Origin of the sequence: Azoarcus sp. DD4, assembly GCF_006496635.1 — a bacterium.
Lineage (GTDB): Bacteria > Pseudomonadota > Gammaproteobacteria > Burkholderiales > Rhodocyclaceae > Azoarcus.
This window is the reverse complement of sequence record NZ_CP022958.1, coordinates 1652352-1667654: the sequence shown is the minus strand read 5'-3', so window position 1 is coordinate 1667654 and position 15303 is coordinate 1652352. Positions and strand designations below refer to the sequence as shown.

Annotated in this window: 6 protein-coding genes, 2 tRNA genes, 3 rRNA genes, 1 pseudogene and 1 riboswitch; of the genes and pseudogenes, 6 read left to right on the top strand and 6 right to left on the bottom strand. The window is 60.2% G+C overall.

The window, feature by feature from the left end:
- Positions 1-12 precede the first annotated feature (12 nt).
- Positions 13-1047 carry an IS630 family transposase gene (locus CJ010_RS07880; protein WP_141017523.1) on the top strand — a complete coding sequence of 345 codons (1035 nt, stop codon included), beginning with the start codon at positions 13-15 and terminating at the stop codon, positions 1045-1047.
- Between the two features lie 216 nt (positions 1048-1263).
- Positions 1264-2326: pseudogene (locus CJ010_RS07875) on the top strand (IS3 family transposase).
- Positions 2327-2546: 220 nt separating this feature from the next.
- On the opposite strand, the gene rrf reads toward CJ010_RS07875, so the two are convergent.
- From rrf to CJ010_RS07850, 5 genes are all read right to left on the bottom strand, one after another.
- Positions 2547-2660: ribosomal RNA gene (rrf, locus tag CJ010_RS07870) — 5S ribosomal RNA — on the bottom strand.
- A 117-nt stretch (positions 2661-2777) separates the two neighbouring features.
- Positions 2778-5662: ribosomal RNA gene (locus CJ010_RS07865) — 23S ribosomal RNA — on the bottom strand.
- Positions 5663-5940: 278 nt separating this feature from the next.
- Positions 5941-6016 (bottom strand) — tRNA-Ala (locus CJ010_RS07860).
- Positions 6017-6042: 26 nt separating this feature from the next.
- Positions 6043-6119 (bottom strand) — tRNA-Ile (locus CJ010_RS07855).
- 71 nt (positions 6120-6190) lie between these two features.
- Positions 6191-7726, bottom strand: a 16S ribosomal RNA gene (locus tag CJ010_RS07850).
- The 16S, 23S and 5S rRNA genes sit together here with 2 tRNA genes alongside, the layout of an rRNA operon.
- 594 nt (positions 7727-8320) lie before the next feature.
- Positions 8321-8413, top strand: a riboswitch (glycine riboswitch).
- Between the two features lie 170 nt (positions 8414-8583).
- Between CJ010_RS07850 and gcvT the strand changes: the two genes are divergently transcribed.
- From gcvT to CJ010_RS07830, 4 genes are all read left to right on the top strand, one after another.
- Complete coding sequence (gene gcvT, locus CJ010_RS07845; protein ID WP_141017522.1) at positions 8584-9675, top strand: glycine cleavage system aminomethyltransferase GcvT; 1092 nt, start codon at positions 8584-8586, stop codon at positions 9673-9675.
- Positions 9676-9766: 91 nt separating this feature from the next.
- Entirely contained in the window at positions 9767-10153 is a 387-nt protein-coding gene (gene gcvH, locus CJ010_RS07840; protein ID WP_141017521.1) for a glycine cleavage system protein GcvH, read from the top strand.
- A 73-nt stretch (positions 10154-10226) separates the two neighbouring features.
- Positions 10227-13121: an aminomethyl-transferring glycine dehydrogenase gene (gene gcvP, locus CJ010_RS07835; protein ID WP_141017520.1), complete on the top strand. Its 2895-nt coding sequence runs from the start codon at positions 10227-10229 to the stop codon at positions 13119-13121.
- Between the two features lie 105 nt (positions 13122-13226).
- Positions 13227-14837 carry a beta-1,6-glucan synthase gene (locus CJ010_RS07830; RefSeq protein WP_141017519.1) on the top strand — a complete coding sequence of 537 codons (1611 nt, stop codon included), beginning with the start codon at positions 13227-13229 and terminating at the stop codon, positions 14835-14837.
- On the opposite strand, the gene CJ010_RS07825 is transcribed toward CJ010_RS07830, so the two are convergent.
- Positions 14778-15173 (bottom strand): hypothetical protein, encoded by a 396-nt coding sequence (locus CJ010_RS07825; protein WP_141017518.1) that lies wholly within the window; start codon positions 15171-15173, stop codon positions 14778-14780. The two genes, CJ010_RS07830 and CJ010_RS07825, sit on opposite strands and share 60 nt — an antisense overlap.
- Positions 15174-15303: the final 130 nt, after the last annotated feature.

The following is a 15303-nucleotide window of genomic DNA, read 5'->3' as shown; positions in this document are numbered from 1 at the left end:
GACAATACGCGCATGAAATGCAAACGGAACTCGGACGGTCGGGCCATCGACCATCACTCGCTTCAGGTCATGCGCCAACAGGCCATCAAGGCGGTTCGCGAAGGGCAGACAGCACAAAGCGTAGCGGCCGCCTTCGGCGTGAACGTGCGCAGTGTCTTTCGGTGGCTGGCCGACTTTGCGAGCGGCGGACAGAACGCGCTGCTTGCCAAGCCGATTCCGGGGCGCCCCTCGAAGGTGAGCGCCGAGGAGATGCGCTGGCTCGCTCAGGCAGTGCGGGAGAACACGCCGCTGCAGTACAAGTTCGAGTTCGGGCTGTGGACGCTGTCGCTGATTCGCGCGCTGATCAAGCGGCAGTTCGGCAAGGAGCTGTCGATCGCCACGGTCAGCCGGCTCATGAAGATGCTCGGATTCAGCGCCCAGAAGCCGCTCTACCAAGCATGGCAGCAGGATGCCGCGCTGGTGCGCCAATGGGAGTCGGAAACCTATCCGGCGATTCGTGCCAAAGCGCGTGCGGCGGGCGCGACGATCTACTTTGCCGACGAATCGGGGATTCGCTCCGACTACCACACCGGCACCACGTGGGCCCCGCGTGGGCAGACGCCGGTCGTCGAGGTCACCGGCCGGCGCTTCTCGCTGAACATGATTTCGGCGGTGAGCCCGCAAGGCGAGTTTCGCTTCATGCTTCACGAAGGCTCGGTCACCGCTACGGTATTCCGGGAGTTCCTCAAGCGACTGATGATCGGCGCCACCAAGCCCGTCTTCGTCATTGTCGATGGACACCCCATTCACAAGGCGAAGCTGGTTCGCGCCTACGTCGAGAGCCTGAAGGGGCAGCTCGAGCTCTTCTACCTGCCGCCGTACTCGCCCCAACTGAACCCCGACGAACAGGTCTGGGCGCACGTGAAGCGCCAGGTCTCGAAGCGCCTGGTGCAGGACAAGGACGAAATGAAGCGGCTGGCGCTGGGCGCGCTGCGCCGGATTCAACGCCTGCCGAACCTGGTCAAATCGTTCTTCCGCCAGCCGGAGTGTCAATATGCCCTTGCCTGACATTACTTTTTAGAAAGTTAGTAATATCAACTCTTTAGAGTGAGCCCCCACTTGAATAGGCACCTAAAATGGTGCGCCCCCTTAGACTCACGCAACATCATGGTGCATGAAGTCCTCATCGCTGTCCCGTGCGGGCCTGAATCAATGGTGACCTGCTCCCGGCTTTTCGGACCATCTGAAACTTGAGAGGATGGCTTCCAGGAAGAAGAGGAAGTCATGCGCAAGAGCCGTTTTACCGAAGAACAGATGGTCAAGAGCCTGCGTGAGGCGGATCGCTCGCCAGTCGCGGAGATCTCGAAGAAGCACGGCGTGAGCGAGCAGACGATCTACACCTGGCGCAAGCGCTTCGGCGCCATGAGCGGGGATGAGGTCAAGCGGCTGCGCCAGTTGGAGGCCGAGAATGCGCGGCTCAAGAAGATGCTGGCCGAGCGCGACCTGGAGATCGACGTGATGAAGGAGATCGCGGAAAAAAAAGGTGAGCACCTGCGCCAGGCGTGCGCCCTGATGCGTGTGTCGCGCTCGGCCCTGGCTTATGTGTCCCGACCGGACGAGCGCGATCGCCCGTTGATCGGCGAGATGCGGCGATTGACAGCCCAGTATCCGCGCTACGGCTACCGGCGCATTCGCATCTTCCTGCGCTGTGCCGGCCACCGACTAAGCATCGGTCGTACCTGGCGGCTGTGGAACAAGGCAGGTCTGCAGGTGCCGCGCAAACGCCCGCGTCGCCGGGTGGCCAGCCAGCGCGATCAGGTACAGCGCGCATCGGGGGCGAACGGAATCTGGGCTTACGACGTCGTGTTCGACACCTGCGCCAACGGCCAGCAACTCAAGTGTCTGACGGTCATCGACGAGCACACCCGCGAAGCGCTGGCGATCGATGTCGCCGGCAGCATCCGCTCCGAGCGCGTCATCGAGGTCTTGAGCCGCTTGATCAGTGAGCGCGGCGCGCCGACGGCCGTCCTTGCGCTCGGACAATGGCTCGGAGTTCGTCTCGATTCGGTTGCTCCAATGGGCGACCGATCAAGGCTTGCAGATGGCGCTGTCGCAACCGGGCAAACCCTGGCAGAACGGCACCGACGAGAGCTTCAACGGCAAATTCCGCGACGAGTACCTGTCCATGGAATATTTTCGCAATTGCCTGAAGGCGCGCGTCGTCATCGAGCATTGGCGCCGTCATTACAACGAGGTGCGGCCGCATTCCGCGCTGGGCTACCTGACCCCGGCACAGTACGTTCAGAAGCAGTCAGGCAACGACCACGAGGCCATCCGTCTCACGTAATTCGTGGTCCGAAGAATCGGGGCAGGTCACGTGATGCCATTCGTAGCCAAAGTGCTCCCCACCAAATATTTGGTGGGCGCCACTCTGGGCGATCCCAATCAGAGGCGGAAGACGGTGCTGGGCGGATGCTTACGTCACTTACCGTAGGGTTTGGGGAATTTTTCGATTTTGCAATAAAAAAGCCCGTACAGTAGAACTGTACGGGCTTTTTGATGGGTTAGTCTGACGATGACCTACTTTCACGAGAGCGGATCTCACTATCATCGGCGCGGTCTGGTTTCACGGTCCTGTTCGGGATGGGAAGGGGTGGTACCCAGACGCTATGGTCGTCAGACTTTGACTTGTTGCTCGGCGTTTTTGTCATCCGAGCCAAATTTGGAAGAAGTGTTGGATTGTGTGACTGCGTCGTGTTGTACACGCTTTGACGAGTTTGACGCTATTTTAAGGTTATAGGATCAAGCCTCACGGGCAATTAGTATCGGTTAGCTTAACGCATTACTGCGCTTCCACACCCGACCTATCAACGTGGTGGTCTTCCACGACCCTTCAGGGGGATCGAGTCCCCAGGGAAGTCTCATCTTGAGGCGAGTTTCCCGCTTAGATGCTTTCAGCGGTTATCTCTTCCGCACTTAGCTACCCGGCGATGCGACTGGCGTCACAACCGGTACACCAGAGGTGCGTCCACTCCGGTCCTCTCGTACTAGGAGCAGGTCCCCTCAAACTTCCAGCGCCCACGGCAGATAGGGACCAAACTGTCTCACGACGTTTTAAACCCAGCTCACGTACCACTTTAAATGGCGAACAGCCATACCCTTGGGACCGGCTACAGCCCCAGGATGTGATGAGCCGACATCGAGGTGCCAAACTCCGCCGTCGATGTGAACTCTTGGGCGGAATCAGCCTGTTATCCCCAGAGTACCTTTTATCCGTTGAGCGATGGCCCTTCCATACAGAACCACCGGATCACTATGTCCTGCTTTCGCACCTGCTCGACTTGTCGGTCTCGCAGTCAAGCCTCCTTTTGCCATTGCACTATCAGTACGATGTCCGACCGTACCTAGGAGACCTTCGAACTCCTCCGTTACCTTTTGGGAGGAGACCGCCCCAGTCAAACTGCCTACCATGCACTGTTCCCGACCCGGATTCACGGGCCTGGGTTAGAACCTCAACGACACCAGGGTGGTATTTCAAGGACGGCTCCACGAGAACTAGCGTTCCCGCTTCATAGCCTCCCACCTATCCTACACAAGTCCCGTCAAAGTCCAATGCAAAGCTACAGTAAAGGTTCATGGGGTCTTTCCGTCTAGCCGCGGGGAGATTGCATCTTCACAAACATTTCAACTTCGCTGAGTCTCAGGAGGAGACAGTGTGGCCATCGTTACGCCATTCGTGCAGGTCGGAACTTACCCGACAAGGAATTTCGCTACCTTAGGACCGTTATAGTTACGGCCGCCGTTTACCGGGGCTTCGATCAAGAGCTTGCACCCCATCACTTAACCTTCCGGCACCGGGCAGGCGTCACACCCTATACGTCCACTTTCGTGTTTGCAGAGTGCTGTGTTTTTAATAAACAGTCGCAGCCACCGATTCTCTGCGGCCCCTTCGCCCTTCGGATGTACTCCTACAAGCTAATGGGGCATACCTTCTCCCGAAGTTACGGTATCAATTTGCCGAGTTCCTTCTCCTGAGTTCTCTCAAGCGCCTTGGTATTTTCAACCTGCCCACCTGTGTCGGTTTGCGGTACGGTCGATTCTAGACTGAAGCTTAGAGGCTTTTCCTGGAAGCAGGGTATCAACCACTTCGCGAACAAGTTCGCTCGTCATCACGCCTCAGCTCAGCTCTCCGGATTTGCCTAGAGAGCACGCCTACACGCTTAAACCGGGACGTCCAACACCCGGCCGGCCTAACCTTCTCCGTCCCCCCATCGCATCTAGAACCGGTACAGGAATATTGACCTGTTTCCCATCGACTACGCATTTCTGCCTCGCCTTAGGGGCCGACTCACCCTGCGCCGATGAACGTTGCGCAGGAAACCTTGGGCTTTCGGCGAGGGTGCTTTTCACACCCTTTATCGCTACTCATGTCAGCATTCGCACTTCCGATACCTCCAGCATCCCTTACGAGACACCTTCGCAGGCTTACGGAACGCTCCCCTACCACGTGTCAAAGACACATCCGCAGCTTCGGTTCATGGCTTGAGCCCCGTTACATCTTCCGCGCAGGACGACTCGACTAGTGAGCTATTACGCTTTCTTTAAAGGGTGGCTGCTTCTAAGCCAACCTCCTAGCTGTCTATGCCTTCCCACCTCGTTTGCCACTTAGCCATGCATTTGGGACCTTAGCTGGCGGTCTGGGTTGTTTCCCTCTTGACACCGGACGTTAGCACCCGATGTCTGTCTGCCGTATATCACTTTGCGGTATTCGGAGTTTGCTATCGCGGGGTAGATCGCAGTGACCCCCCCAACGATTACAGTGCTCTACCCCCGCAAGTGTCCGTACGACGCACTACCTAAATAGTTTTCGGGGAGAACCAGCTATTTCCGGATTTGTTTAGCCTTTCACCCCTATCCACAGCTCATCCCCTAGTTTTTCAACACTAGTGGGTTCGGACCTCCAGTGCGTGTTACCGCACCTTCATCCTGGCCATGGATAGATCATCCGGTTTCGGGTCTACGCCCAGAGACTAAATCGCCCTTATCAGACTCGCTTTCGCTACGCCTCCCCTATTCGGTTAAGCTCGCCACTGAACGTAAGTCGCTGACCCATTATACAAAAGGTACGCAGTCACCCCTTACGAGGCTCCCACTGTTTGTATGCATGCGGTTTCAGGATCTATTTCACTCCCCTCCCGGGGTTCTTTTCGCCTTTCCCTCACGGTACTGGTTCACTATCGGTCGATCACGAGTATTTAGCCTTGGAGGATGGTCCCCCCATCTTCAGACAGGATTACACGTGTCCCGCCCTACTTGTCGCACGCTCAGACCCGCCACCGGCTTTTCGCATACGGGACTATCACCCTGTATCGTCGGACTTTCCAGACCGTTTTGCTAAGCTGATGGTTTAGTCGTGCAGGCTATTCCCCGTTCGCTCGCCACTACTTGGGGAATCTCGGTTGATTTCTTTTCCTACGGCTACTTAGATGTTTCAGTTCGCCGCGTTCGCCTCCACGTACCTATGTATTCAGTACGGGATACTGCTTGCGCAGTGGGTTTCCCCATTCGGATATCGGGGGATCAAAGCTCCATTGCCAGCTCCCCCCCGCTTTTCGCAGGCTTGCACGTCCTTCATCGCCTGTGATCGCCAAGGCATCCACCACATGCACTTAGTCGCTTGATCCTATAACCTTAGATCCTCTCGCGCGTTCTCACGCACTGAAGATCCGGCTACAGGTCGAACTCGTTTGTGCGATCCGCCACTGTGCTGACTACGCAGTGTCGGATCAATGCAATCACACAACCCGTGCAACACACCTAGATGTGCTGCACTAACTTCTTCCAATTTGTTAAAGAGCGAACCTCTGGCACGATGACCAAGAAGTCAGGCATGAGCACTTGCATACGCATGACTGACGTCTCGACATGTCGAACAACCGAGCAGCGCGGGCGCTGCGGCACTGGTGGAGCTGGTCGGGATCGAACCGACGACCCTCGGCTTGCAAAGCCGATGCTCTCCCAGCTGAGCTACAGCCCCATTCTGACTTCGAGCACCTAAAAGACTGGTGGGTCTGGTTGGGTTCGAACCAACGACCCCCGCCTTATCAAGACGGTGCTCTAACCAGCTGAGCTACAGACCCTCGACATCGAGGCTCTTCGCCTGAACAACCGATAAGTTGTGGATACTTGGCCGTTAGCGGCTTTTCTCTTGAAAGGAGGTGATCCAGCCGCACCTTCCGATACGGCTACCTTGTTACGACTTCACCCCAGTCATGAATCTCACCGTGGTAAGCGCCCTCCCGAAGGTTAAGCTACCTACTTCTGGTGAAACCCACTCCCATGGTGTGACGGGCGGTGTGTACAAGACCCGGGAACGTATTCACCGCAGCATGCTGATCTGCGATTACTAGCGATTCCGACTTCACGCAGTCGAGTTGCAGACTACGATCCGGACTACGATCGGCTTTAAGGGATTAGCTCCACCTCGCGGCTTGGCAACCCTCTGTACCGACCATTGTATGACGTGTGAAGCCCTACCCATAAGGGCCATGAGGACTTGACGTCATCCCCACCTTCCTCCGGTTTGTCACCGGCAGTCTCATTAAAGTGCCCAACTGAATGATGGCAATTAATGACAAGGGTTGCGCTCGTTGCGGGACTTAACCCAACATCTCACGACACGAGCTGACGACAGCCATGCAGCACCTGTGTCCTGGTTCCCGAAGGCACTCTCGCCTCTCAGCAAGATTCCAGGCATGTCAAGGGTAGGTAAGGTTTTTCGCGTTGCATCGAATTAATCCACATCATCCACCGCTTGTGCGGGTCCCCGTCAATTCCTTTGAGTTTTAACCTTGCGGCCGTACTCCCCAGGCGGTCAACTTCACGCGTTAGCTGCGTTACTCACAGAGTTACCTCTACGAACAACTAGTTGACATCGTTTAGGGCGTGGACTACCAGGGTATCTAATCCTGTTTGCTCCCCACGCTTTCGTGCATGAGCGTCAGTACAGGCCCAGGGGGCTGCCTTCGCCATCGGTGTTCCTCCACATCTCTACGCATTTCACTGCTACACGTGGAATTCCACCCCCCTCTGCCGTACTCTAGCCTTGCAGTCACAAGCGCAGTTCCCAGGTTAAGCCCGGGGATTTCACACCTGTCTTACAAAACCGCCTGCGCACGCTTTACGCCCAGTAATTCCGATTAACGCTCGCACCCTACGTATTACCGCGGCTGCTGGCACGTAGTTAGCCGGTGCTTCTTCTTACGGTACCGTCATCCACGCGGGATATTAGCCCGCGCGATTTCTTTCCGTCCGAAAGAGCTTTACAACCCGAAGGCCTTCTTCACTCACGCGGCATGGCTGGATCAGGCTTTCGCCCATTGTCCAAAATTCCCCACTGCTGCCTCCCGTAGGAGTCTGGGCCGTGTCTCAGTCCCAGTGTGGCGGATCATCCTCTCAGACCCGCTACAGATCGTCGCCTTGGTGAGCCTTTACCTCACCAACTAGCTAATCTGACATCGGCCGCTCCAATCACGTGAGGTCTTGCGATCCCCCACTTTCCCCCTCAGGGCGTATGCGGTATTAGCTACGCTTTCGCGTAGTTATCCCCCATGACTGGGCACGTTCCGATGCATTACTCACCCGTTCGCCACTCGCCGGCGGGCCGAAGCCCCCGCTGCCGTTCGACTTGCATGTGTAAAGCATGCCGCCAGCGTTCAATCTGAGCCAGGATCAAACTCTTAAGTTCAATCCATACAAAGCACTCAAAGTCACTTACTGACATGAGCACCTAATCATTGCGAAACTAAACCGCCGAAGCGGCTTCGCCACAACAACCAAGCACCCACACTTATCGGTTGTTCAATTTTTTAAAGAGCGCTGCATTCGCTGCAGCAGAGAAGCGAGATTATGTAGCACTTGCTTCGCTTCGTCAACCCCCGCCGCAACCTTTTTAAAACCGATCACGCCGAGACAAACTCGCAAAACCACCTCGCAAAACCCCTTCACCACCGCAAAAAAACACAGACAGTCGCGAAGAGCCGCGCAGTATATACATCACTCAAGAAACATCAAGGGCAAAGTGAAGGAGCGCTACTGAAATGGCAGCTGAACAGCCAACGGACGTATTTCCTCACCTATATAGATGGAGAACGCCACGCTCCATCGGCTCCACCCTTTCAGGTTCAATGGGTCGGCGAACACTCAGTAAGCCATACCGCCTAGAGGACCGGAGGCCATTCAATGCAGGTATCACAACACGAAACACGCGCGTGTATTCTAGGCCACCCGGTACCGGCGTCATTTCATATTGCCGCGCGTCACCTTGCGGTGATATCTTCCGACAAGTCGCGCGGGAGAGAACTTGGCTGATTGGCCGAGTCGCCGAAGGCGTAACCCCCAGGAATCGCTCAGGCAACAGGGACCGCCGACACGTATCGAAAGTCTGGAGAGCGATGCGGGAGCATGAATATGGCTCTGGCGCATCCACCGAAGGGGCACCCGGTGTAATTGCCGGAATCTCTCAGGTACAAGGGACAGATGGGGCGAACTGGCGTAAGCCGGCTTCGCCCTTTTTTGTTTCCCGAACATCGAGAGGACATACCCATGGACACGCCCGCAAAACGTACGCCGCTACACGCCTGCCACCTTACCGCCAACGCCCGCATGGTCGACTTTGCCGGCTGGGACATGCCGGTAAACTACGGCTCGCAGATCGAAGAACATCACTCGGTGCGCCGCGACGCAGGCATGTTCGACGTTTCTCACATGCTTGCCCTAGACTTGGTTGGCCCCGATGCCACGGCCTGGCTACGAAACTTGCTCGCCAACGACGTTGCAAAGCTGCGCACGCCAGGCAAGGCGCTGTACGCCTGCATGCTCAACGCCGAAGGCGGAGTCATCGACGACCTGATCGTCTATCGGCTTGCCGACGACGACTATCGGGTTGTGGTAAACGCCGGTACCGCCGACAAGGATCTCGCCTGGATGCGTCATCGGATCGCACAGACCGGCGCAAACCTGACCCTGACCTCCCGCCGGGATCTCGCGATGATCGCCGTTCAGGGCCCCAACGCCCTCAGCCGCTTCTGGACCGCACTTCCCGAATTCCGCCCCGCTGGCGAATCGCTGCAGGCCTTCGTCGGCATCCGAATTGGCGACACTTTCATCGGGCGTACCGGCTACACGGGTGAAGACGGATTCGAGATTGCTGTGCCGGCTCCCCTGGCCGAGGCGACATGGTCCAAGCTGCTGGCTGCGGGCGTCCGCCCTTGCGGCCTAGGGGCGCGCGACACGCTGCGCCTGGAAGCGGGCATGAACCTCTACGGTCAGGACATGGATGAGACCGTTTCACCCCTGGACTCCGGGCTGGCTTGGACAGTCGACCTCAAGGATGGCGAGCGCGACTTCGTCGGCAAGCCGGCCTTGCTCGCCAACCCGGCACGCCAGCAGTTGACCGGATTGATCCTTGAAGACAAGGGCGTGCTGCGCGCACACATGAAGGTATTCACCCCGGATGGCGAGGGCGAAACCACCAGTGGCAGCTTCTCGCCCACGCTCGAGCGCTCCATCGCCTTCGCACGTATTCCCCTAGCCGTTGCGCCCGACACGACCGTCGAAGTCGATATTCGCGGCAAACGTCTGAAAGCGCGGACCGTAAAGCTTCCTTTCGTCCGCAAGGGTACGCCGCTGATCTGAGGCGCGGGTCACCCGGGCCCGATATCGCCCCTCCTTCTTCCGCCTTCAAACACGTCCTCACTAACCATTTAGCCCACCTCCGGAGCCCACGATGAGCAACATCCCGGCAGAACTGAAGTACACCAAGTCCCATGAATGGGTCCGCGCCGAAGCGGACGGCACCGTGACAGTGGGCGTTACCGACCACGCTCAGGAAGCCTTGGGCGACGTTGTTTTCCTTGAATTGCCGGAAGTCGGCCGCAAGCTCGCCGCCGGCGAGGCCTGCGCGGTGATCGAGTCTGTCAAGGCAGCCTCCGACATCTACGCACCGGTTGCCGGCGAAATCATCGCCACCAACGACGACACCGCTGACTCGCCCGAGACGGTGAATGCGGATGCCTATGCCGCCTGGCTGTTCAAGATCAAGCCCGACAACATTTCCGATGTCGCCGGCCTGCTCGACGCCGCCGGCTACGCCGCGGAAGTTGCTGCCGCCTGAGTTACGCCCACTCCGCTTCGGACCCTCCACCCGTTAGCCGGCGGAGGGTCGTCCTGCCTGACCGAGCACCACGATGCCCCAGACGCCGCTTTCCGCCCCGCTTGTCCAACTCGAACAACGGGATGCCTTCCTCCATCGCCACCTCGGCCCCAACCCCGATGAGATCGCGCAGATGTGCGCAGCCATCGGCGTTCCGGACCTCGACAGCCTGATCGCACAAACCGTACCTTCCGCGATCCGGCTGGCAGCACCGCTGCCGCTCGAAGGGCCACGTCCGGAGCAGGAAGCGCTGAGCCTCTTGCGCGACATCGCGTCGTGCAACCAGGTAAAGAAATCGCTGATCGGCATGGGCTATTACGGCACCCATACACCGTCAGTCATTCTGCGCAATGTCATGGAAAACCCGGGCTGGTACACCGCCTACACGCCCTACCAGGCGGAAATTGCCCAGGGGCGGCTGGAAGCATTGCTGAATTACCAGCAAATGGTGATGGACCTCACCGGGCTCGAGTTGGCCAATGCCTCGCTGCTCGACGAAGCCACCGCCGCTGCAGAGGCGATGGCGATGGCCCGCCGGGTTTCCAAATCCCGATCGAATGCCTTTTTCGTCGACGAGGCCTGCTTCCCCCAGACTATCGACGTGGTCCGCACGCGAGCCGCCTACTTCGACTTCGAACTCGTCGTCGGCAAGGCTGAAGATGCCGCAAGTCACGACGTCTTCGGCGCGCTGCTGCAGTACCCCAACGTTCATGGCATGGTGGACGATCTGTCGGCCGTGCTGACCGAGCTCAAGACACGCGGGGCTATCACCGCCCTCGCCACCGACCTGATGGCGCTGATGCTGCTCAGGTCGCCGGGCGCGATGGGGGCCGACATCGCATTCGGCTCGGCACAGCGCTTCGGCGTGCCGATGGGCTTCGGCGGTCCGCATGCGGCATTTTTCGCTACCCGCGAAGCCTATGTGCGCGCCATGCCCGGCCGCATCATCGGGGTATCGAAGGATGCACGCGGCAAGACCGCACTGCGCATGACGCTGCAGACGCGCGAACAGCACATCCGCCGCGAAAAGGCCAACTCCAACATCTGTACCTCTCAGGTGCTGCTCGCCAACATGGCCGGCTTCTATGCCGTCTATCACGGCCCGCAAGGCCTGCGGACCATCGCCGCCCGCATCCACCGGCTGGCCGCCATCCTTGCCGCCGGCCTGCGCGCGGCCGGCTTCGACGCGCCCGATGCGGGCTTCTTCGACACCTTCGAAGTGGAAGTCGGGCAGCGGACAGCAGAAGTCCACGCGAGGGCCGAGGGTGCCGGCTACAACCTGCGGCACGCTTCCGCCACCCGCATCGGCCTGTCGGTCGATGAAACCACCACCGGCACCGACATCGCCGCTGTGCTCGCCTGCTTCGGTGCGGCCACCGATATCAACGTACTCGATGCAGCCGTCGGCGCAAAGGGCGGTGCCCTGCCTGCCGCCCTCCTGCGCAGCGACGCGGTGCTGACCCATCCGGTGTTCAATACCCACCACACCGAGCACGAGATGCTGCGCTACCTGAAGAAGCTTCAGAACCGCGACCTCGCGCTCGACCATTCAATGATCTCGCTCGGCTCGTGCACCATGAAGCTCAACGCCACCAGCGAGATGATCCCGGTCACCTGGCCGGAATTCGCCAACCTGCACCCCTTCGCGCCGCGCGCACAGGCCGCCGGCTACCTGCAGATGATCGACGGGCTGGCCGACTACCTGAAGGCAGTCACCGGGTTCGACGCGATCTGCATGCAGCCGAACTCCGGTGCGCAGGGCGAATACGCCGGCCTGGTCGCCATCCGCCGCTATCACGCGAGCCGCGGCGAGGGTCACCGCAACGTCTGCCTCATTCCCAAGTCGGCCCACGGCACCAACCCGGCGACGGCACAGATGTGCGGCATGGAGGTGGTCGCGGTCGAATGCGACAGCAACGGCAATGTCGACCTCGAAAACCTCAAGACCAAGGCCGCGCAATATGCGGACAAACTCGCCGCGCTGATGATCACCTACCCTTCCACCCACGGCGTGTTCGAGGAGAACATCCGTGAAATCTGCGCCGCGGTGCACGCCCATGGCGGCCAGGTTTACATGGACGGCGCCAATCTCAACGCCCAGGTCGGTCTCACTTCGCCTGCCACCATCGGCGCCGACGTGTCGCACATGAACCTGCACAAGACCTTCTGCATTCCGCACGGCGGCGGCGGCCCTGGCATGGGACCGATCGGACTGAAGGCGCATCTCGCGCCCTTCATGGCCGACCACGTGGTGGCGGCGACCGGCGGCGAGGATCGCTCCAACAAGGGGCAGGGCGCGGTATCGGCCGCCCCCTTCGGCTCAGCCAGCATCCTGCCGATTTCGTGGATGTACATCGCGATGATGGGGGGCGAAGGCCTGAAACGCGCCACCGAGGTGGCCATCCTCAACGCCAACTACCTCGCCGCCCGCCTGGGCGAGCACTACCCGGTGCTCTACACCGGCAGCCAGGGTCGCGTCGCGCACGAGTGCATCCTCGACATCCGTCCGATCAAGGCGGCGACCGGCATCAGCGAGGTCGACATCGCCAAGCGCCTGATGGACTACGGCTTCCATGCGCCGACGATGTCCTTCCCGGTGGCCGGCACCATCATGGTGGAGCCGACCGAATCCGAGGACCTCGCCGAACTCGACCGCTTCATCGCCGCGATGGTGGCGATCCGCGAGGAAATCCGCTGCATCGAGCGCGGCGAATGGCCTGCCGACAACAATCCGCTGCGCAACGCGCCGCACACCCAGGCTGAAGTCGTCACAGCCGAATGGAACCGCCCGTACAGCCGCGAGCAGGCGGTGTTCCCGCTGCCGTGGGTGGCCGAAAACAAGTTCTGGCCGAGCGTAAACCGCATCGACGACGTCTATGGCGATCGCAACCTCTTTTGCGCCTGCGTGCCGATGGAGGCGTATGCCTGACTACAGGTAGAATGCCCGCGCTTCACACGAAGCCACGCCGCGCGCGTGGCTTTTTTTCGGGGATGCCCCCCGTAACGAACACCCGCCTTCACCTGACGAGACACCATGTCCGCCCGACCTTCCCTCTGGATCAGCCTGCTGCTGGTCCACCTGATCGCGCTGGTCGCGCTCATTGCCTGGGTATTCAGCCAGACCCGCCCGGTGGAAATGCACGATCTGCATCTCGCCGACGGCGAGAAGCTCAAATGCGTGTCGTACGCGCCCTATCACCTGCCCGGCCAGACGCCGTTCGACAAGGATCTGCGCATCCCGCGCGACCAGATCGTGGCCGACCTCACCGCGCTCGCCGGGATCACCGACTGTGTGCGCCTCTACTCTGTTGACCAGGGACTGGATCAGGTGCCCGCGGTCGCGCGCGAAGTCGGCATGAAGGTGCTGCTCGGCGCCTGGATCGGATTCGACCGCAAGAAGAACGCGATAGAACTCGATCACGCCATCGCCATCGCCAACGAATACAAGGACGTCGTGCGCGCACTGATCGTCGGCAACGAGGTCCTGCTGCGCCGCGAGCGTACCGAGGACGAGATGCGGGTGCTGATCGACTACGCGAAGTCGAAATCGCAGGTGCCCGTCACCTATGCCGACGTATGGGAATTCTGGATGCGGCACGACGGCCTGGCCGGCTCGGTGGATTTCGTCACCGTGCACATTCTCCCCTTCTGGGAAGACGAGCCCGTCGACATCGAGCACGCGCTGCAGCATGTGGCCGAGATTCACGGCAAAGTCAGTGCTCACTTCACCAAGCCCATCCTGATCGGCGAAACCGGCTGGCCGAGCGAAGGCCGTCGCCGTGAGGAGTCGCGCCCCTCGCCTGCCAACCAGGCGCGCTACATCCGCGAATTCGTCCATCAGGCGCACGACCGCGGCTGGAACTACAACCTGATCGAAGCCATCGATCAACCGTGGAAGCGCCGCCTCGAAGGTACCGTGGGCGGCCACTGGGGCATGCTCGACGCCCAGTTGAAGCCGAAATTCCCGCTGGCCGGTCCGGTCGCGGATCGCCAGTCCATGCACGCGCCGCTCGTCGGTGCCGCAATCGGCGCCCTCGTGGCGCTGGGTCTGGGCATCGCCAGCCGGCGCAAGGCCGGCGGGGGAGCGCCGAGAATCGCGGCCGTCGCCGCGGTCGGCGCCGTCGGCGGACTGCTTGCCATACTGCACTGGGAGCATGCCGTGCTCGCCTATCGCGACGAGCTGGAATGGATGGTGCTGGGCGGCGTCGGCCTAATCGCCAGCGCAAGCGCACTGCTGCTGGCGTGCTGGAACGGAGCCCGCCTGCCGAGTGCGAGCCTGGCCTGGCGCCGGGTACGCCAGCAGCAGGAGCTTGCCTCGGCGGCCAACCTGCTCGGACTGGCGCGCGGCGTGCTGACTTTTGCCGCAGCCGTGGCGGCCCTTCTGCTGTTCGCCGACGCGCGCTACCGCGACTTTCCAAGCCTGCTCTATCTCGCCCCGGCCCTGATGTTCGGCACGCTGGCCATGCTCGGCCACCGTGCCGGGCGTGCCGAACGCATCTGCGCCGCCGCCATCGTGATCAGCGCCGTCGGCCGCTGGCTGCCCGAACCGGCCAACCCGCAGGCCATAGGCTGGCTGCTCACCGGTCTAGGCTTCGGCCTGCCGCTGCTGCTTTCCGCCTGCGGCAAGGACCAGCAGAGCCAGTAAGGCGCCAACCGCCGCGTAATCGTAGTTGTACAGCACCAGGCCGGCGAGGCCGGCGAGCCAGCCGGCCCACGCCAGCCTGCGGCAACCGAGCGCAAAGGCAAGCACGCCGCACACCAGGCTGAAGATGCCCAGACGTTGCGCGTGGAACATCTGTACCAGCGTCCATTTGACTGCGCACAGCCCTGCCCGGGCCTGCGCCTCGGGCACCGTGCAATCGCGCGGCAGCACGCCATTCTCGATCAGACCGTAACGTGCGCCGAGCGCCAGTGCCAGCACTACGACCGCCCCGACGACGATCGCGCGCACGCCACATTCCTGCGAATTATTTCGACTCACGTCGCTTTTCCCTTACAAATCAATTCGACTGACCGGGCAACATGCAATGTTGCAAATTCCGTTTTCAACGTTCTCGTAACAGCCTGAAATAACGCATAAAATGCAGCGCGTCAGGTTCCCGTGGCGAGGG